Annotated in this window: 15 protein-coding genes; 4 read left to right on the top strand and 11 right to left on the bottom strand. The window is 62.1% G+C overall.

Annotated features, from left to right (window positions below; translation table 11 throughout):
• Positions 1–42 precede the first annotated feature (42 nt).
• The 3 genes from D0Z70_RS11970 to D0Z70_RS11960 form a co-directional block, all read right to left on the bottom strand.
• On the bottom strand, positions 43–1,830 hold the full coding sequence (locus D0Z70_RS11970) for a thiamine pyrophosphate-binding protein (RefSeq protein WP_119746668.1): 1,788 nt from the start codon (positions 1,828–1,830) through the stop codon (positions 43–45).
• On the bottom strand, positions 1,827–3,203 hold the full coding sequence (locus tag D0Z70_RS11965) for an aromatic ring-hydroxylating oxygenase subunit alpha (protein WP_119746812.1): 1,377 nt from the start codon (positions 3,201–3,203) through the stop codon (positions 1,827–1,829). The genes D0Z70_RS11970 and D0Z70_RS11965 overlap by 4 nt, the downstream gene beginning before the upstream one ends.
• 100 nt (positions 3,204–3,303) lie before the next feature.
• Positions 3,304–5,133, bottom strand: coding sequence for a flavin-containing monooxygenase (locus D0Z70_RS11960; RefSeq protein ID WP_119746666.1), 1,830 nt, complete (start codon positions 5,131–5,133; stop codon positions 3,304–3,306).
• Positions 5,134–5,299: 166 nt separating this feature from the next.
• On the opposite strand from D0Z70_RS11960, the gene D0Z70_RS11955 reads away from it, so the two are divergent.
• On the top strand, positions 5,300–6,145 hold the full coding sequence (locus tag D0Z70_RS11955; RefSeq protein ID WP_119746664.1) for an SDR family NAD(P)-dependent oxidoreductase: 846 nt from the start codon (positions 5,300–5,302) through the stop codon (positions 6,143–6,145).
• A gap of 10 nt (positions 6,146–6,155) precedes the next feature.
• On the top strand, positions 6,156–7,001 hold the full coding sequence (locus D0Z70_RS11950; protein ID WP_119746662.1) for an alpha/beta fold hydrolase: 846 nt from the start codon (positions 6,156–6,158) through the stop codon (positions 6,999–7,001).
• Positions 7,002–7,007: 6 nt separating this feature from the next.
• On the opposite strand, the gene D0Z70_RS11945 is transcribed toward D0Z70_RS11950, so the two are convergent.
• Both D0Z70_RS11945 and D0Z70_RS11940 read right to left on the bottom strand, forming a co-directional pair.
• Positions 7,008–7,679, bottom strand: a complete 672-nt coding sequence (locus tag D0Z70_RS11945; protein WP_119746660.1) for an SDR family NAD(P)-dependent oxidoreductase — start codon at positions 7,677–7,679, stop codon at positions 7,008–7,010.
• A gap of 23 nt (positions 7,680–7,702) precedes the next feature.
• On the bottom strand, positions 7,703–9,151 hold the full coding sequence (locus tag D0Z70_RS11940) for an NAD-dependent succinate-semialdehyde dehydrogenase (RefSeq protein ID WP_119746658.1): 1,449 nt from the start codon (positions 9,149–9,151) through the stop codon (positions 7,703–7,705).
• Between the two features lie 227 nt (positions 9,152–9,378).
• Between D0Z70_RS11940 and D0Z70_RS11935 the strand changes: the two genes are divergently transcribed.
• Entirely contained in the window at positions 9,379–10,428 is a 1,050-nt protein-coding gene (locus D0Z70_RS11935; RefSeq protein ID WP_119746656.1) for a hypothetical protein, read from the top strand.
• 491 nt (positions 10,429–10,919) lie between these two features.
• Here D0Z70_RS11935 and D0Z70_RS11930 read toward each other — a convergent pair whose 3' ends face one another.
• From D0Z70_RS11930 to D0Z70_RS11905, 6 genes are all read right to left on the bottom strand, one after another.
• Entirely contained in the window at positions 10,920–12,170 is a 1,251-nt protein-coding gene (locus D0Z70_RS11930; RefSeq protein WP_182913941.1) for a replication initiator protein A, read from the bottom strand.
• A 100-nt stretch (positions 12,171–12,270) separates the two neighbouring features.
• Positions 12,271–13,290, bottom strand: coding sequence for a ParB/RepB/Spo0J family partition protein (locus D0Z70_RS11925; protein WP_119746652.1), 1,020 nt, complete (start codon positions 13,288–13,290; stop codon positions 12,271–12,273).
• Positions 13,287–14,477, bottom strand: a complete 1,191-nt coding sequence (locus tag D0Z70_RS11920; RefSeq protein WP_119746810.1) for an AAA family ATPase — start codon at positions 14,475–14,477, stop codon at positions 13,287–13,289. The genes D0Z70_RS11925 and D0Z70_RS11920 overlap by 4 nt, the downstream gene beginning before the upstream one ends.
• A gap of 445 nt (positions 14,478–14,922) precedes the next feature.
• A complete protein-coding gene (locus tag D0Z70_RS11915) occupies positions 14,923–15,483 on the bottom strand; it encodes a nuclear transport factor 2 family protein (protein ID WP_119746650.1) in 561 nt (186 codons plus the stop codon).
• On the bottom strand, positions 15,473–16,354 hold the full coding sequence (locus D0Z70_RS11910) for an SDR family NAD(P)-dependent oxidoreductase (RefSeq protein WP_119746648.1): 882 nt from the start codon (positions 16,352–16,354) through the stop codon (positions 15,473–15,475). The genes D0Z70_RS11915 and D0Z70_RS11910 overlap by 11 nt, the downstream gene beginning before the upstream one ends.
• A complete protein-coding gene (locus tag D0Z70_RS11905) occupies positions 16,342–16,911 on the bottom strand; it encodes a nuclear transport factor 2 family protein (RefSeq protein ID WP_119746646.1) in 570 nt (189 codons plus the stop codon). Before D0Z70_RS11905 ends, D0Z70_RS11910 begins: the two co-directional genes overlap by 13 nt.
• Here D0Z70_RS11905 and D0Z70_RS11900 point away from each other — a divergent pair.
• Positions 16,910–18,034: an AraC family transcriptional regulator gene (locus D0Z70_RS11900; RefSeq protein ID WP_239018894.1), complete on the top strand. Its 1,125-nt coding sequence runs from the start codon at positions 16,910–16,912 to the stop codon at positions 18,032–18,034. The genes D0Z70_RS11905 and D0Z70_RS11900 overlap by 2 nt on opposite strands.
• Positions 18,035–18,089: the final 55 nt, after the last annotated feature.

Raw genomic sequence — 18,089 nt, 5'->3', positions numbered from 1 at the left:
GGGGGGTCATATGTGATAGCCCTGCCCTCAATGATGAGGTTTTTATTGCGTGCCTTCGGCGTACCAGGTGCGGAATTCGGCATATTTGGGCATTTCTTCCGAATTCGCCTTGGGGTCGATCACGACATGGACCACGCCCACCTTGCCACTGGCATAGGCGCGTTCGATGGCGGGTTTGATGTCCTCCGCACGAGTCACATATTCGCCGTGGCAGCCAAAGCCTTCGCCGATCTTGTCGAAACGGACGTCCTTGCTCCAGTGGGTACCGGTTTCTTCGGTGCCCGGACCAAAGGTGCGCTTGTACACGCCGACTTCCAGACCCCATTGATTGTCGACACCAATGACGCAGACCAGCGGCAGCTTGGTGCGCACCGCCACTTCCAGTTCGGCGATGTGGAACATGAAGCTGCTGTCCGACGTCAGCAACATGCCGGGACGGCTGACCCCGGTCGCTGCCCGATCGGCCAGCATCGCGCCGGTGGCATAGGGGATGCCGGTACCGATATGCCCGAAATTCTGGTTCCAGATGACGTCGTTGGGCTTGCACTGCGAATAGGTCCACTGGAACACTACGCCCGCGCCGCCGTCTCGGATCAGGATGCCGTCCCTGGGGAAGGCTTGTGTTGCCTGCACCGCGAGCTGCGCAGGATGGATCGCAACGTCGCCGCTGCCGTCGCTCTTGGTGAGCGATTCCGCCGCCAGCTCGTCCAGCTCTGCCTGACCGTCGCGCATGAAGGCTTCCAGCATCGGGGCGGGCGCGCGCGGCGTGTCCTTCAGCGCTGCAACCAGCTGCGGCACGACGCCGCGCAGATCGCCGACCAGCGGCACGTCGATCGGGCGGTTGACGCCGATCGCCGACGGATCTTGCTCGACATAGATCCACTTACGGATCGCTTCATTCTTCATCCAGTAGCGCCATTTGCCGAAATGGACCGGCTCGCCCAGTTCGGTGCCGAGCGCCAGCACAAGGTCGGACTCGGTCACCGCTTCGATCGACGCCTTGGAGAATACGTACTGGAAGGTGCGATCTTCCAGCCCCTTGATGTAGCTGGTGCCGCCCGACGTCTGGATGACGGGGCAGTTCATAAGGTCCGCCAGTTCCTTGACCGCCGCGCCGGAGCGGGAGGTGTGGACGCCATGGCCGACCAGCAGGATCGGGTTCTTCGCCGCACGGATCAGGTCAGCGGCTTCCTTCACCCGGTCGATGTCCGCCCCCTGATTGACCAGACGGTAACGCTCCGGCACCAGCGGCGCGGGCAGGTCCAGCTCTTCCAGGATGATGTGGCTGGGATATTCGATATAGACCGGGCCGGGCGTGCCGCCCATCGCCTTGCGGATGCCCTCACGGATCACCTCGTCAGTCTGGTCGGCATATTCGATCGATGCGGCATATTTCACCGAATTTTCAAACAGCGGCATTTGCTTGACGAACTGGATGCGGCCACGGCGGACGCGCTGTTCGGTGACGCGGGCGCGCTGGCCCGACAGGAAGATGACCGGCGAATGTTCGACCAGCGCGCACTGGATGGCGGGCGCCATATTGGCGATGCCCGGCCCCAGCGTGCCGATGGCAACGGCGGGCTTTCCGGTGATACGCGAGGCGGCTTCGGCCATGAAACCGGCGGCAGCTTCATGATGCGGGGCCACCACGGTCCAGCCGCGCCGTTCCGCCTCCAGAAACATATGAACGAAATTCGGGTCGGGAATACCGAACAGCGTGTTGATGCCCTCAGCCTCGAACAGGTCGAGCACGCGCTTGTAAACCGGGGTGCCAGGCTTGCCCGATGCGGTCACAGCGGCAGCGGCGGGCTTGGGATCGTCATAGCTCATTTCAGGTGCCTCGGTGCGCCCGTACCCATGTACGTGGCTAGGTTGCGGTGAAAATTGGTGATTTTGCGTTCCTGATGCGGATTGGGCAGCGGCCCGCGGAAACCGCGCGACTTCATCCCCTTCTGCACCCATTCCATGTTGGAAAAATCCTGCGCCAATACAGCGCCCCAGCCTTCGGCGGTCGCGGGCGCATTGTCCCACTCCGTCTGCGGTTCTTCGCCTTCGGGGAAACGCTCGATCGCGTAGGATTCGAAAATGCACATATTGGGATCGTCGCCATAGGGCCGCGTGCGATAGCAAAGCGCGAAGGTGATCCCGTGCAGCACCGACATGTTGGGAAAGACATTCCAGGCCAGGCCCGCTTCCGACATGATTTCGGGCGGAATTTCCGGCCAGATGACACCGCGCGCGGCATCGTCGGCCTTGGCCGATTTCAGCCAATGGGCGATGACATCGGCAGGCGGCGTGCCTTCGGGCAGTTCATCCACCAGACGGCTGGCAGCATTGACCAGCGTCTCGGTAGAGGCCGCATAGTTGAGCGTTTCGTAATTTTCGCGGATCAGTTCGTAGGTGGAGCGGCGCGGATCGTCGCCCTTGCCAGCGCGGGTCACGCTGCTGCTCTGGCTCATGCTGAAGGCCGGGTCGCGCTGGTCGAAGCCGCTGACCCCGTGCAGGCCATAGGCGGCGCTATAGGCGTAATAATCGCCATAGGCGAGCAGCTGGCTGTGGGTGCCAGTGACATGATAGGGTTCCATGAACGCTTCGAGCGCGGTCTTCCAGTTGGCCGGATAGACCACCCATTTGCGCCATTTGTAGCGCATCTTGTCCAGTTCGAAATGCGACAATATGCGCCCGGCATCGCCCAGAAATTCGACGAGCGGCTGCGCATCCATATCCATATGGACCCAGACCCAGCCACCCCATGTGTCGACCTTCACTTCCGACAAATGGGTGCAGTCGGGCGTCAATGCGCCCTGCCAGTCCTGCGGATCGAGAATATAGGTGTTGTTGCCTTCGATATCGAAGGTCCAGCCGTGGAAGCCGCAGATGAAATTCCGGCGTCCGTTGCCGCGCACCGAATGGACGGTATCAGGCGTATTGACCAGCTGGCGGCCGCGATGCGGGCAGACGTTGAAATAGGCCTTCAGCCGGTCTGGCGCGGTGCGCACGATAATGATCGAATCGTCGCAGATATTATAGGTCAGCCAGTCGCCGACATTCGGCAACTCCTCGACCCGGCACGCCATCTGCCAGACCTTTGGCCACAGATATTCCTTCTCCGCTGCGGCATAGTCTTTCGACAGGAACGCCTCGGTCGGATAGGTGAGTGGCTTTGTCAGATCGTCCACATCGATGTTGGTCGGGCTATTCATGCCATCCTCCCGCATCCTGATCCCGCGCGTCCGAATATCGCGACAGACAGGCTTGACCCAAGTGAAAGCGGGACGCGCGGCGACATCATCCCCCCGGCGATCATGACCGCAATTCCATGCCCGCCAGATCGCCCTTTGCGCGCCACTCCTCCAGCAAGGTCTGAAACGCAGCCCAGCCCGGCCCGTAGCTGCGGAACAGCGCCCAGGGGGCTTTTACCTGCCCTTCATTGGTGAAGTAGCTGGGGGTACATTCGATCTGGAAGGCGGAGGTGTCATATTCCACATCGTGAAAATGCTGGACATAGGCGTCCTGCGCTTCCCTGCTGGTTTCGACCGAGGTTGCGCCCTTTTCCATCGTCGCGTGGATGATGTGGGCGATATGCAGCGCCTGCCGCCCGAACTGTTCGGTGACGCTGGCGTTAAGGCCACCCTGAATATAGCCGATGAAGAACTGGTTGGGGAAACCATGGGTCATGGTGCCGTGCAGGGTCAGCGGACCATTTGCCCAATGATCGTAAATGGACAGGCCACCCCGCCCCTCCACCACGTCGATGCCCCAGCGCCGCTTGAGGTCGCTGGTGACTTCAAAGCCGCTGGCGAAAATCATCGCATCGACTTCATATTCGACGCCGTTCGACACGAAGCCCTTTTCCGTCATTCGTTCCAGCCCGCGCGATTCCGCGACGTCGATCAGCTTGACGTTGGGCTGGTTGAAGGCGGCGTAAAAATCGTTGCTGGACAGCGGGCGCTTGCACAGGAAACGATACCAGGGCTTGAGCGAGGCAGCGGTCGCTTCGTCCTTCACCATCTCATCGACGCGCGCGCGCAGCCGTTCCATGACGCGATAATCCACCACTTCACGCCGGGCCATGAATTCTTGCGGAGAGAGTTGCGGCCAGCCTTCGGCTTCCAGCTCGGCGTGGAGGTTGCGCGCGATTTCGGTCCAGATGTCGCAGATCAGATCCTGTTCGCCGGGCATGAAAAATTCCATCGCGGCGCGGTGGAAATTGGCCTGCCGCTCCGCCTGCCACCCCGGTTGCAGCGATTCCGCCCAATCGGGGTCGGTCGGCGGATTGGGCCGTTCGTCCACTGTCGAGGGCGTGCGCTGGATGACATAGAGTTGCTTGGCGTAGCGGGCGAGATGCGGCACTGCCTGGATCGCGGTGGCACCGGTGCCAAGGATGGCGACGCGCTTGTCGCCCAGCCGGTCCAGCACGGGGTTTTCGTAGCTGCCGCCGGTATAGCCATAATCCCAGCGGGCGGTGTGGAAAATCTTGCCCCTATACTGGTTGATGCCTTCGATGCCCGGCAGCTTGGGCATGTTGAGGACGCCGCAGCCCATGATGACGAAGCGCGCGCGGAATTCGTCGCCCCGGCTGGTGGCGACGCGCCAGCGCTGGATGCCCTCATCCCATTTCAGCGAGGTGATGAGAGTGTGGAACAGCGCGCGGTTGTGAAAGCCGAATGTCTGCGCGATCTGCTTGATATAGCCCTGAATTTCCGCGCCATCGGCGAATTTCTTGGACGGCATGAAGCCGGTTTCTTCGAGCAGCGGCAGATAGCAATAGGCGTCATTGTCGCATTGGATGCCCGGATAGCGGTTCCAGTACCATACCCCGCCAAAGTCGCCGGCATGGTCGATATTGCGGAAATTGGTGACGCCCTGCTTGGTCAGATGATAGCCCGCGAGCACGCCGGCAAAGCCCGCGCCCAGCACCAGCACGTCCAGTTCCTCGACGACCGGATCGCGCGGAACGACCGGCTGATGGGGGTCCTCGTCATAGCTGTGGGTCGTGTCGTCGGTCGTGGGCTGATATTGACCCTGCCCGTCGCTGCGCAGACGCTTGTCGCGCTCCTCGCGATATTTTTCGCGCAGCGCAGGGATATCGAATGTATCGGGCGCTGGCGTCCGCGTGGGCTTGCAACTCATATCCGCTCCATGGATTCTATCGTTGCGGGGAGTTAATCAACACTAGTGTTCATTTGCAACGCAGAGCCCCCGGTTAGCGCTGTGGCGATCTTTTCTTGCCGCCCCTGTTTTGCGCGCCTCGCCTCGCGCTAGAACCGCGACCGACAAGAGAATGAGAGGACAGAGCATGGCGCAGCCGCTGATGAGTTTTGAGGGGCGCACGATCATCGTCACTGGCGCGGCAGGCGGCGGCATCGGCACCGCGACGACCAGGATGCTGGCGCAGGCGGGCGCGACCGTGATCGCCGCCGGACGGACGCAGGCCAAGTTCGACGCGCATATCGCGCCGCTGATCGCGGAAGGGTTGGCGATTGTGCCGGTGATTGCTGACGTCGGCACGGACGAGGGTGTAGCGAAAGTGATGGAGGCGGCACTGGCAGCACCCGGCACACTCTATGGCCTGGCCAATATCGCAGGCGGGGCCGCGCCGCAGACCTGGATGCGGGCCGAACGGGTGACGCGCGCGGACTGGCGCGCGTTGTTCGAGCAGAATCTGGAAACGATGTTCTTCATGAGCCAGGCGGTGGCGCGGGAGTTGCGCGCGCGGGGCAATCCGGGTGCGATCGTGGGTGTGTCGTCGATCAGCGGGCTGAACAGCGCGCCCTATCATATCGCCTATGGCACAGCGAAGGCGGCGATCGTTGCGGCGACGCGCACGCTGGCGACCGAGCTGGCGCTCGACAATATCCGTGTCAATACGGTGGCCCCCGGCACCACGATCACGCCGGGATCGGGCGCCTATATTGACGAGGATGTCGCTCGCGATCAGGCCGCCATTGCCATGGGCCGCCGCGCCCAGCCGGAGGAGCAGGCAGGCGCAATCGCCTTCCTGTTGTCCGACCTGTCGAGCTATATCACCGGGCAGACCATCCTTGTCGATGGCGGGCTGAACCTGAAATGGACCCATTTGGGGGCGGACAATACATCGCTATTCCTGAAGAATGAGGATTTCCGCGCGGCGATAAAGGCGTAAGGGTGCGCCCATGAGCGCGATCGAACGACTGACCCTGCGCGGCGCAGGCCTGGACCTGGCTGCCGATGCGACTGGCCCTGTGGACGGGCAACCTTTATTGTTTCTGCATGGCAGCGGGCAGACGCGGCAAAGCTGGGGCAAGGCGCTGGTGGAGGCCGCGCGGCACGGCTTTCGCGCGATCAGCCTGGATTTACGCGGCCATGGCGACAGCGATTGGTCGCCGGACGGGCGCTATGACCTCGACCTGTTTGCCGACGACCTGCGCGCTGTGCTGACGCAGCTGGAGCAGCCGCCGGCAGTGGTGGGCGCGTCGCTCGGCGGTATTGTCGGGATGATGGTCGCGGCGGCGGACCCGGCTGCACTGCGCGCGCTGGTGCTGGTGGATATTACCGCCCATGTCGACATGGAGGGCGCGAATGAGGTGATCGCTTTCATGAGCGCGGGTGCGGACGGCTTCGCCTCGATTGAGGAGGCAGCGGACGCCGTGTCCGCCTATCTCCCCCATCGCGACAAGCCGCGCAGCAGCAAAGGGCTGGCGAAGAATCTGCGCCAGCGGGGTGATCGCTGGTACTGGCATTGGGACCCGGCCTTCATGTCGATGGGTGTCGATGCGAAACAACAGGCCGAGGGACCAACGGTGCTGGAAAGCGCGGCGCGTGGCCTCACTATCCCTACCCTGCTGATCCGCGGCGGGCGCAGCCGCATCGTCACGGAAGAAGGCGCGCGGGCCTTCATGGAAATGGTGCCGCACGCCGACTATGTCCATATCGACGGCGCGCATCATATGGTGGCGGGCGACGCCAATGATGCGTTCAATGACGCGGTGTTTGCCTTTGCGGACCGACAGCTGGGCTGAGGCGGATCAGACCCGCCCGGTCACCGGGATCAGCGCGCCTGTGATCGGCGTGGCGTCTGCCGACAGCAGGAAAGCCACCACCCCCGCGAGCTGCGCGGGTGACACCCATTTCGTAAAATCTGCGTCCGGCATGTCTGCGCGGTTGACGGGCGTGTCGAGGATGCTGGGCAGGATGGCGTTGACGCGCACGCCTTCGTCCTTCAGTTCCTCGGCCAGCGCCTCGGTCAGGCGCGCGACGCCGGATTTGGAGGCGGCATAGGCCCCCATCCCCGCCCCGGCCTTGACCGATGCCGCCGCGCCGATATTGACGATCGCCCCCTGACTGGCGCGCAATAGCGGCAACAGCGCGCGGCTGGCGATCAGGGCGGTGCGGACGTTCATGGCATAGAGCTTGTCCCAGGTCGCGACGCTGCCGTCCGCCACGGTTTCCCAGGCGAAGCCGCCTGCAATATTGACCAGCCCGTCGAGCCGCCCAACTTCGCTTTCGATCCGCGCGGCCGCTGCGGTCATAGCCGCCTCATCGGTCAGGTCCACGCCGCCCAGCGCCAGCGCGACGCCATCGGGTGCTACCTCGCCCAGGTCGAGGCCGATCACCTTCCACCCGGCGGCAGCCAATATCTCGACCGCCTTGCGTCCCAATGCGCCCGCTGCGCCCGTAACCGCCACTATGCCTGTCATGCCCTGCCCTTTTATGTTCTCGATTAGATGCCCGCCATGCACATATATTTGATCTCGACATAATCCTCTATGCCATGGCGCGATCCTTCGCGGCCCATGCCCGATTGCTTGATGCCGCCGAAGGGCGCGACCTCGGTCGAGATCAGCCCGGTGTTGATGCCGACCATGCCAACTTCCAGCGCCTCCCCTACCCGCCAGGCGCGCGCCAGATCGCGCGTGTAGAAATAGCCCGCCAGCCCGACTTCGCTATCATTGGCCATCGCGATTACTTCTTCTTCCGTATCGAAGGTGAAGAGCGCAGCGAGAGGGCCAAATGTTTCTTCGCTGGCCAATGCCATGTCCGGGGTGCAGCCTGCGACGATAGTGGGTTCGTAGAAGCTGTGACCCAGCGGATGGCGACGCCCGCCGCTTACCAGCCGCGCGCCCTTGGCCAGGGCATCGGCGACATGCTCCTCGACCTTCTCCATCGCCTTGTCATCAATCAGCGGTCCCTGGGTGACGCCCGCTTCGGTGCCCGGTCCCACTTTAAGCTTCGCCACAGCGTCGGCCAGCTTCTGCTCGAAAGCCGGGGCTATGTCGCGCTGGACGAAGATGCGGTTGACGCACACACAGGTCTGGCCGCTGTTGCGATATTTGGACGCCATTGCTCCTTCGACCGCCGCGTCAAGATCAGCGTCAGCAAAGACGATGAAGGGGGCGTTGCCGCCCAGTTCCATCGACAATTTCTTCATCGTCGGCGCGCATTGCGCCATCAGCGTGCGGCCGACCTCTGTCGAACCGGTAAAGCTCAATTTGCTCACCAGCGGATTCGCGGTGAGTTCGCCCCCGATAATCCGTGACGATCCTGTAACGACGTTGAACACGCCCGCCGGCACCCCTGCCCGCTCTGCCAGCGCAGCCAGTGCCAGCGCAGTCAGTGGGGTCTGGGTCGCAGGTTTCAGTACCATTGTGCAACCCGCCGCCAGCGCCGGGGCTGCCTTGCGCGTGATCATCGCGGCGGGGAAGTTCCAGGGCGTGATCGCGGCGACGACGCCGACCGGCTGTTTGATGACGACGATGCGGCTGTCGGCGCGGTGGGACGGGATGATCTCGCCATAGACGCGCTTGGCTTCTTCCGCGAACCATTCGACGAAGCTGGCCGCATAGGCGATCTCGCCTTTGGCCTCGGCCAGCGCCTTGCCCTGTTCGCGGGTCAGGATCATGGCCAGGTCATCCTGATGCGCGATCAGCAGGTCGAACCAGCGACGCAGGATCCGGGCGCGCTCCGCCGCCGTTTTCGCGCGCCATGCCGGGAGCGCCGCATCGGCCGCGGCGATGGCAGCGTGTGTTTCGCTCACGCCCAGATCGGGGATCGAAGCGATGGTCGCGCCGGTCGCCGGGTCGGTTACGGGGATGGTTGGCACTCCGGTCCAGAGGCCATCGATCAGGCACTGGTCGCGCAACAGCGATGGATCGGCAAGGGCGATGGTCATGATGTCAGCTTTCGGGCGGGTGGCAATATGGACGGATGGTTTGGCCAGCGCGTGGCTATGCGTCAACGCGGGCGATGAAGGATCGACCCAGCGATGGGCGGTCGGCCAACGGGAGGTGGTGTAGGAGCTGGCTTGCTATAGAAGGATTATCGTTTAATATAAATAATGATATCATTGTTATTATTATTTGATTCATTTTGAATAAAATATTCGGTGCAACTGACCCTATGCAGCCCTCTGACCCGCGCTTCGACCACCGAAACAGGCTAATCCTCGCCTATGCCGAAGCGCAAGGGGCGCTGGAACGGCTGGAGGAGCGGCGCAGGTTCAGCCCGGTTCGTTATCCCTGGCGGATTCGCACGCTTATCGCTGAACGGCAAGCGTTGGCCCGGATCGACAATAGCCCTATCGATGATCAGGATTTTGCGATTGACGGCCGTGGAGCCGTTTCGACCTCGGCCTTCGATCTCAGCCATTGGCGGCAGGCGGTTGGCACCTCGATCACATTTGATGCACTCCTCAATGACGGCCTCAAGGTGCTGCATTGGCTTGGCGCTATCCCGCCAACCGGTACTAACCCTGATTCTGTCTTGCGGGCAGGACGCTATGCGGCGGACATTCTCTCAGCCGTAGCGGCATGGCAGCGCGATGTTGCGGCACTCCCCCCCTCCCCGCCCCTGCTCCATGGCGCGCAACTTTTCCAGCTCTGGCGGCGTCATGCGCCGATTGGGCAGGGCGATCTTGTTGCCAGCCTGTTGATCGGCGATCGTTGGGGTCCGGGGCGATGGACCGGCTCGGCTGGAGGATTGACCGCGCTGGGGCTGGACATCGCTGGAGCTGCATGGAAGCGGGCCGCTGGCGAACGACTGGGCTGGCTCTGGCTCGACGCGATCAGCACCGGCGCGCGCGCCCATCTCGATCTGGAAACGCGGTTACGCGCCTATGCCTGGCGGGCGGCGCAGCATATCGAGCAGAGGCGACGTCCGGGCCGGTTGAAGGACGTACTGCGCCTGGCCATGGCCCATCCGCGCATTTCAAGCGGCTCTGTGGCCAAGGCATTGGGCCTGACATCAGCGGGGGCGATCAAATTATTGACCATCGCAGTGGGCGAAGGGCTGCTGATCGAGCAGTCCGGGCAAGCCAGCTACCGCAGCTATGCCCTGCCCGTGAACATGACGCCACTCATTGCACAGCGTCCTCATCGTCGTTCAGATTGGCTCGTAGACGATTTCTGGTCGGATGAGGCAGAAAATGACACCTCGCCAGAGCCTCTCTGAGCGCCATTCCGGGCAGCCGACGACCTCCGATATCCCCTGGCACTGGATGGGCCCTACGGGCCTCTCAGCGCCATTCTCGCCTATTTCATCTTTTGTTCGCATTTTGTGAACGCGGTGCTGCCGACGCCACCCGATGCGCGTGCATGAATCTAAAAGCACGTTCAGTTCATCACGCCAGATATGATGCGTCCATCGGGCATGGGCTTCGTCTGCATTATGGGCAGAACTTGCTGTCGCACCGATCCAATGTTGGTGACATTGGACGGACAGCGTCGTGTAAACGGTAGTCCGACGTGTTTTCAGAATCACTGATGCGACGCGTTCAATGTCGAACCATCAACTCCAGCGACGAATGGCCGCCTGCGCGAAAGGCCCGCATCTGCGGCGTTTTACAGGGGCAAGGTGCTAAACGGGCGGGGATGATTGATTCCTGACACGCGATTCTAAAAACACGTTCGCGTCGCGAATTCGATGCTATGCCAGACCAGAGATCACAAACGATATTTATTGCGGCGGTGATGTTCTTTGACGAAACCGTAGAAGCGCTTGGAATAGTTGCGCGGCAATTCCGACGGATTGGCACTGAGAAATGCATCGAACCGGTGCAGCAGTTCATCATAATCCCAACCGGGAAAGTCAGCGCGAATAGCTGCATAAACTTCTGCGTCGATCATCTTGCTAGCGTTTGTGCGGGCAGTGGGGCCGGATCGGCGCGCCGGTGACGTTCCGATCACACGTCGCGGCGCGTCATCCGTGTTGACCCGCATCTCTTTGGACAGGCTGGAAATCATGCCCAGCGCCAGACGCGGGTCGACCATCTCCTGATCGTCCTGGCCGGGGGAGGGGAGGGCGGCCTGTCGCCGGGTTCTGGCCCGTTCACTCAGATGCCGCCGCATCACCATCTTCATCTTGGGACGCGGGCCATCTCCATCAATCACTTCCAGACTGATATCGGGCAGATCATTGACGCGGGCGAGATCCAGCAGCTTGCGCTTGAAAACGGGATAGAGGCTCTCGCTGCCGCTCTTCTGGTGCAGCGTCTCGAAACCGATGGTGAAGCCGTCCGCGCCATTGCCTCCGGCATGTTTGCGCGAGGCGCGATAGAGCCATTTGCCAAGGCCACTGGTAATCTCGAAATAGAGCGGTGAAATCGATAGCACGTTGCGCTTGTCCATCACCCCGTCGAAGAACCATTTGGACAGGGTGATTTCCATACCCAGTGATCGCTGTGTGCGCTCATCGACCAGATGGGTATAGCTGTCGATCCAGGAGAAGGTTGTCTCGCGGCTCTTGGCACTGGCGCGGATGTTGGTCTTGATCGTCGTCGCCTGAAGCCGGTCCAGTGCGTTGACCAACCGTTCATAGGCGCGGCCGCTGGTCCCCCAACAGATGCGCTTGAGCAGGTCGCCCGGTTGGAGCCGGATCACCGGCGACAGATCATTGGCCCCACGCTCGCGCAATTCGTTGAGGTGGGAGGCAAGGTAGATCATGATGTCCGCGTCCCAGATCGTCGCCATGCCATAGGCGGGATTGGGTGAGACATGGACGCTCACCGACTTGTCGGGACTGGTATAATCGATGGGCTTGATGCGCTTGCGTTTCGACAAGCTGAAGAAGGGCCGCTGCATCGTTTCCTGATAGTCACGCAACGAAATGTCGCTGAAATCAGGCAGGGTGAAGAACATTTCGAACTGGACCTTGCGCTCTTTCAGCGCCGTCTTGAGTTCGCCCTCAATCTCCACCCTATTGGTCCCGTCCTGTGTTCCCTCCAGGGGGAAAATTGCGATAACGTTCTGAAATATAACAATAAAAGAGGATTTTTCAGCTTTCCATCCCTTGGTCCTAGCGTCGCCGTGAGCGCATGATCTTCGCCTGTTCGATCACCGGGCGCAGCGCCTCCAATATATCGTCGGTAGACAGGTCGGATGGCATCAGCGTCAGCGTCAAAAGCTTCTGCTGGTCCTTGTCGACCTGCCCGACCGTCGCGCCGCTGGCTCCAGCAATCGTCGCCTTCTGCACCCGGCCCTTCACGGTCACCGCCTTGAGTAGACGCGCCAGCACCTCCGAACCGGCTATGGGCTGTTCGTCACCAGAACGTCGAAAGCTCTGTTCCGACGCGATCTGGTCGGCCGCGGCCTCCAGCTTGCCGCGTGCGATTGGGTCACGCAGCAGCGGCAGGAGCTTTTCCGCATATTTGGCCTGAAGGTCCATCGGCGAGTGAAAGGCGCTGACCAGCAGGGGCGGGATTTCGGTGAGCGCAATATAGCGCGACAGTTGCGACTTGGAGATTTTGAGCCGTTCGGCCATCCGCAACTGCACGCCGCCATAGAAGCGATCGACCGCTGCCTTATAGTTCGCTCCGCGTTCGAGATCGGAAATATCTTCCCGCTCGCGATTTTCGATGTCGGCCAGACGGAAGGCCGCTTCATCGTCCAGATCCTCGATGATCGCGATCAGTTCGATGTCGGGATAATGATTGGCGTTGAGCCAGGCGATCGCCCAGTGCCGTCGCGTGCCGGTGACCAGCTCATAGGGCAGTTCACCCTGCGGCGTCCGGCGCACCACAGCAGGGATGCGATTGCCCCCCTCGGCCAGGATGGAATCGATCAGGCTGCGCAGACGATGTTCGTCCAGCAGCGAATAGTCGCGCGCATTGCCCGACCAGATCGAACATTCCGACGGCTTCAACCGGATCGTCGGGCGCTTGACGATCCGCGCCGCCTCACCAAAGGCTTCGAGCCGCTTGTTGGTGAAGTTGGGGCGCGGGGTCGCGGGGTTGGTGTCGCTCACCGCGACGGGTGCGGGTGCGGGATCGTTGAGCGAGGCCGCCAGCGCTTCGCTGATCAGGGACCGGCGGCTCATGCGGCAACACCCACGCTGGCGTCAGCGGTCAGGCTGGTCGATGGCCATTGCTGGCGGATCTGCTGCTCGACTTCGGCAAAGACGGCGTCGAGATTGTCGCGGCACCGCGTATAGGTCTGGTGCGAGGCGGACGGCTTGGATTCATAGATGGAGCGGAACGCCTGGGTGGCGTTCTTGATTTCCTCGGACGCCAGGATGGGCTGCCCCAGCAGCAGCCCGGCATAGGTTGCCTGCATGATCCGCCACATATCATTCTCACCCGGCTTGCTGGGCGAGAAGGCGGAGCAGACCACGCGGATGAAGCCATAGTCCACCGGCGTGCCATTTTCTTCGAGAATCTCGATATTGTCCGCGATCGTGTCCATGAAATGGATGGTCGAGAGATAATCGAGCTGGCGCGCTGGCACCGGGATCAACAGCCCGGTTGCCGCGGCCATGACGTTGAGACCGAGAAAGCCCATGGCTGGCGGCGGATCGAGCAGGATGACGTCGAAATCCTTGGTCACGCTGGCAATGCCGATGCGCAGCGCCTGCAACCCTTCGCGCACCGCCTGCCCGCCTTCGCGCAATGTCGCGGTCAGATCCCATTCGGCGTCCTGCAGGCCAAGGCTCGACGGCACGATCTTGATGGTCGGCCAGGGCGTGTCGCGGATCGTTTGCGAGAAATCGCTGAACGTGCTGCGGGGCGAGAGGAACGCGCCAAGCGTCTGTTCGTCATCGATCAGCGTTTCGGGCTGAATATCGAACATGGTGGTGGTGGAGGCCTGAGGGTCGCAATCGATCACCAGCACGCTGTACCCATGGAGGGCGAGATAGTCGGCCAGATGCTTGGTGATCGTGCTTTTGCCGACCCCGCCCTTGAAATTCTGCACGGCCAGTACGACCGCATCTTCGTCCGGCTGCTTGCCTACTTGTATGCCGAGCGCGGTGCGAATCTGGGTCAAATCCTCCAGTGTGTAGTAGCGGCGGCCATTGGGCAGTTGCTTGGGCTGGGGCAGACGGCCCTTAGCTTCCGCCTTGGCCAGCGCTTCGGGGGTCCGGCCGATCAGTTCGGCGGCGACCGTCGGGCCGAAAGTGATGTCGAGCGTCTTGTGATTGTCCGGCCGGAACACGATCGTCTTGATATGATCGCGCATTTGCTGGCAGGCTGTGGTGACGTTACGTAGTGTGTTGACCGTAAACGACATGGTGCCTCGCATTGCCGAATCATGGGCAGTAAATTGGTTGGCGTTTAATGCGCCTATTTCCCCTCGAAAGTCAAACCAGCGGTGAGAGTCGTCGATAATGCCGACTTGTTGCATTGCGATATCGCCAAACCATAACCTTGGTGTCGGGTCGCAGCGGATGGGTTTGGAGTGTCTTGATAGCCTATCAACCTCAACTCTAATGCTCTGATTGAGATGGATGGCGAACCTTGAGCTGTTTTGATCTGCCAGGCCTCGCTGTCGGCTTAGAGATTTATTCTGGGATTAGCAGGGTTAGGGCTTGGTCCGCGCTGCTTTTCTCCGCCCATTTCCATGAGTCGGGCAGGGGTAGGCAAAACCGATCCCACGTCCGATCGGACCTGAAAACACGCTGGAGCGGTTCTGAAACCACGTCGGATGCGACGTGATAACACGCTGTGTTTCGGGCCTAATCATGCTCCATTGCGGGTATATGGGTAGGGCGATAATTGACCAAGGGGCGTTGATAGGACGGATCGCTTCTGTCGCGGGCCGACACGCCATTCGCGTCGATCCCCGGCCAGTCGGCAAAGGGCAGGGGGAGGGTGGGGACCAGCCCTGACCATTCGATGACATTGGTGCGCAGCGCGATCTTCCACGCGCCGTTGCGTCGCTCCATTCGGTCGAGATAGCGCCCGCCCGCGATCCAGTTGCTGGCGTCGCGATTGCGACCGACGAATAGATAATAGGTTTCGACATGCGCGCTGTCGCCGTCGATGTCGATCGTCTGGTTGAGGAGATTATGGTGGGTGGCCTCCTGACCGCCCTCATGCAGGCCTGTCGCCCAGTCGTAGAGTGGCGCTGCTTCCCCCACAAATGGCCCGGCGGTGATGGTGGCATCGGGGTGGAAGGCCGACAGGAACAGCGCCCGGTCGAACCGGTCCATGCCGCGCGCAAAGCGGGTGATGCAATCGGCGATATCCTGCCGGTCGAGCAGCGCGTCGAGGCGGGCGATACGATCAGCGTCCATGGCTGGACTCGTTGATGGGGTGCCAGATTGGCGATCCGCGTTCGGCCCGCAGCGACGGGATGACCTTCCCGTCTATATCGGTGATACCATAGTCCTGCGCGACCTCGGCGGTGATGAAGGTGCCGCCCGACCGCGCCATGATCGCCGGATCGACCGCCAGCGCAGCGATAACGCGCCCCGGAAATTCGGGTGAGCAGCCGACCAGCGGGTTCGTGACGGTGCGGCTCTTCATCGCCGGATTGGCCGCCAGATTGCGGTTGGCCCGCTCGGTAAATGTCAGCCCCTGCCACAGCGAGAGCGATGCGACACCATGGGGTTCCAGTTCGATCGCCATGTCCCGCGCCATCCGGTCCACGGCTGACTTGGCTGTGCCAAACACCGTGCCATAAGTATAGGTGACCCCGACATAGCCCGAAATCGCGACGATCAGCCCTGATCGCTGCGGCGTCATGATCTTTGCTGCGTGCCAGGCGGCGGTGAAGTTGGACCGCACCCCCACATCCACCATCTCCCAGTTGGACAGCGGCTTTTCCCAGAAGGGCAGGGTGGTGGTCAGATCCTCCGGCAGGGCGAAGGCGTTGTTGACTAGGATATCGAGCCGACCCTGTTCCTGCGCCACGCGATCGAACAGTGCGGCGACCTGGGCGTCATCGCCATGATCGACTGCGACAGCGATGCCCCGGCCACCTCGTGCATCGCATTGCTTCGCGGTCTCGCCGACCGTGCCGGGCAGAGCGTGATCGCCGTCTTTCACAGTGCGGCCCGTCACATAGACGGTCGCGCCCTGCTCCGCCAACGCGAGCGCAATGCCCTTGCCGATCCCCCGGCTTGCGCCGGTGACGACGGCCACCTTGCCTGTCAGCTGTCCCATCCCGTGCTACTCCTTATATTTCTATTCGCGGCCCGCGAAAAGGCCGTGCTGACATCGCCCTGGGCGCGGCCGGTAAAGTCCGGGCCGCTGAACGCCATGCCCATCAATCCCTGCGACCAGTCGACCGACGGGCCATCATCGCGGAACCAGTCATAGACCATCATGCGGCGAATGATCCGCCACTCGTCTGCGCGCTGTTCCATCACGTCCAGATAACGCCCACCCAGCCACACATCACGAGCGCCTTTGCACGCGTCGATGCGGTGGTAGGCACTGACCTGGGTTTCGACCCGCGCGCCGTTGCCCTCCACGACGACATGGCTTTGTCCCAATATATGCTGGGTTACCGCGATGGCATCCGACCCCGGCACCACCCAGGCGAGATAGGCGGCAAAATCGCCCGCGAATATGCCATAGTCGGTTGTGGCGTCCGGCCAGAAGCTAGCGCTGATCAAGGCTGCGTCGCGCCGGTCCTCGCCCCGCGCCAGCCGCGCCAGACAGTCGCTGATCTGCTGCCGGTCGTGCAAAAACCGCCACGTCGCCGCATCGTCGGGCATGTTGATCCTCTCCTTCGTTCCCGCGATTATCGCGCGGCGGCGCGGCCATTGGCTTGACGAATCTGGACAGGAGCGCATCATCGCCGCGGCACCGCCGGAGAGGATCATCATGACCGCAAGCAGCGATCCATTCGAGGCCGTCCATGCCCGCCTGCTGCGCTTCTACCCTGAACTGGTGCGTGATCTGGGCGGCGATCCTGTGCTGCTGTTCCAGCAAGCGGGGCTCGATCCGGCTGACCCTGGCTTTGGGTATCGCCAGCTTGTCCTGCTGCTGGAACGCAGCGCTGTGGCGCTGGGTCGCCCCGATTTCGGCCTGCGTCTGGCCCTGCGTCAGCGGGGCGGGGCGATATTCGGGCCGCTGGGGCAGGCGATGCGCAACTCACCGACGCTGGGCGATGCGCTCGATTATGCCAGCAGCCACAGCTATGCCCATAGCCTTGCAGCACGGCTTTGGCTGCGGCGTTTTCCATCGGTCCGTCATGTGTTTGTCGGCCATGACATCTTGCTCGACGCCATGCCCGACCGGGCGCAGGCGATGGAGCAGATATTGCTGTTGGGGCATCTGACCGCGATGGACCTGACGGGGAGCCGCGCCCGCGCGCGCCGGGTCCATTTCCGACATCAGCCGCTCTCGCCGCTTGCCCTCTATCGCCGTCATTTTGGCTGTCCGGTGCATTTCGGCCAGAGCGAGGATGGCCTGAGCTTTGCCGATCGGGACATGGCCTGCCCGATTGTCGAGCCGGACGCCGATGCGTTGAGCGCCGTGACCGCCTATATCCGCGCGCATTTCCCCGATCATCATCCCCCGTTGCACGCACAGGTGCGCGGCCTGATCATGCAGGGCCTGGGCGTTGGCGATTGTTCCAATGCGCAGGTCGCGGTCCAGCTTGGCCTGCACCCGCGCACCTTGCATCGCCGGTTGCGCGCCGAAGGCACTGCCTTCCAGACGATCAAGGATGAGGTGCGCCGCGACATGCTGCTCTATTATCTGCGCCAGACCGATCTGGACGTCATGGTCATTTCGGAGAAGCTGGGCTTTGCCGAACAGTCGGTGCTGACCCGCAGTTGCCATTTATGGCTTGGTGCTGCGCCCACTGCGATCCGCGCGGCGGCACGCGGCTAAGCCCGCACTGTCCAAATCCGTCAAGCAGCTGCATTGGGGCCGCTGCTAGCCTGCA

The organism is Sphingobium terrigena (assembly GCF_003591655.1).
In the GTDB taxonomy this organism is placed as follows: domain Bacteria; phylum Pseudomonadota; class Alphaproteobacteria; order Sphingomonadales; family Sphingomonadaceae; genus Sphingobium; species Sphingobium terrigena.
Note: the sequence above shows the minus strand (reverse complement) of the source record. Positions and strands in the feature narration are given on the sequence as shown.

Coding starts and splice junctions, on each gene's coding strand:
- D0Z70_RS11970 (WP_119746668.1), bottom strand. CDS start 1,830: ATGAGCTATGACGATCCCAAGCCCGCCGCTGCCGCTGTGACCGCATCG.
- D0Z70_RS11965 (WP_119746812.1), bottom strand. CDS start 3,203: ATGAATAGCCCGACCAACATCGATGTGGACGATCTGACAAAGCCACTC.
- D0Z70_RS11960 (WP_119746666.1), bottom strand. CDS start 5,133: ATGAGTTGCAAGCCCACGCGGACGCCAGCGCCCGATACATTCGATATC.
- D0Z70_RS11955 (WP_119746664.1), top strand. CDS start 5,300: ATGGCGCAGCCGCTGATGAGTTTTGAGGGGCGCACGATCATCGTCACT.
- D0Z70_RS11950 (WP_119746662.1), top strand. CDS start 6,156: ATGAGCGCGATCGAACGACTGACCCTGCGCGGCGCAGGCCTGGACCTG.
- D0Z70_RS11945 (WP_119746660.1), bottom strand. CDS start 7,679: ATGACAGGCATAGTGGCGGTTACGGGCGCAGCGGGCGCATTGGGACGC.
- D0Z70_RS11940 (WP_119746658.1), bottom strand. CDS start 9,151: ATGACCATCGCCCTTGCCGATCCATCGCTGTTGCGCGACCAGTGCCTG.
- D0Z70_RS11935 (WP_119746656.1), top strand. CDS start 9,379: ATGCAGCCCTCTGACCCGCGCTTCGACCACCGAAACAGGCTAATCCTC.
- D0Z70_RS11925 (WP_119746652.1), bottom strand. CDS start 13,290: ATGAGCCGCCGGTCCCTGATCAGCGAAGCGCTGGCGGCCTCGCTCAAC.
- D0Z70_RS11920 (WP_119746810.1), bottom strand. CDS start 14,477: ATGTCGTTTACGGTCAACACACTACGTAACGTCACCACAGCCTGCCAG.
- D0Z70_RS11915 (WP_119746650.1), bottom strand. CDS start 15,483: ATGGACGCTGATCGTATCGCCCGCCTCGACGCGCTGCTCGACCGGCAG.
- D0Z70_RS11910 (WP_119746648.1), bottom strand. CDS start 16,354: ATGGGACAGCTGACAGGCAAGGTGGCCGTCGTCACCGGCGCAAGCCGG.
- D0Z70_RS11900 (WP_239018894.1), top strand. CDS start 16,910: ATGTTGATCCTCTCCTTCGTTCCCGCGATTATCGCGCGGCGGCGCGGC.
- D0Z70_RS11905 (WP_119746646.1), bottom strand. CDS start 16,911: ATGCCCGACGATGCGGCGACGTGGCGGTTTTTGCACGACCGGCAGCAG.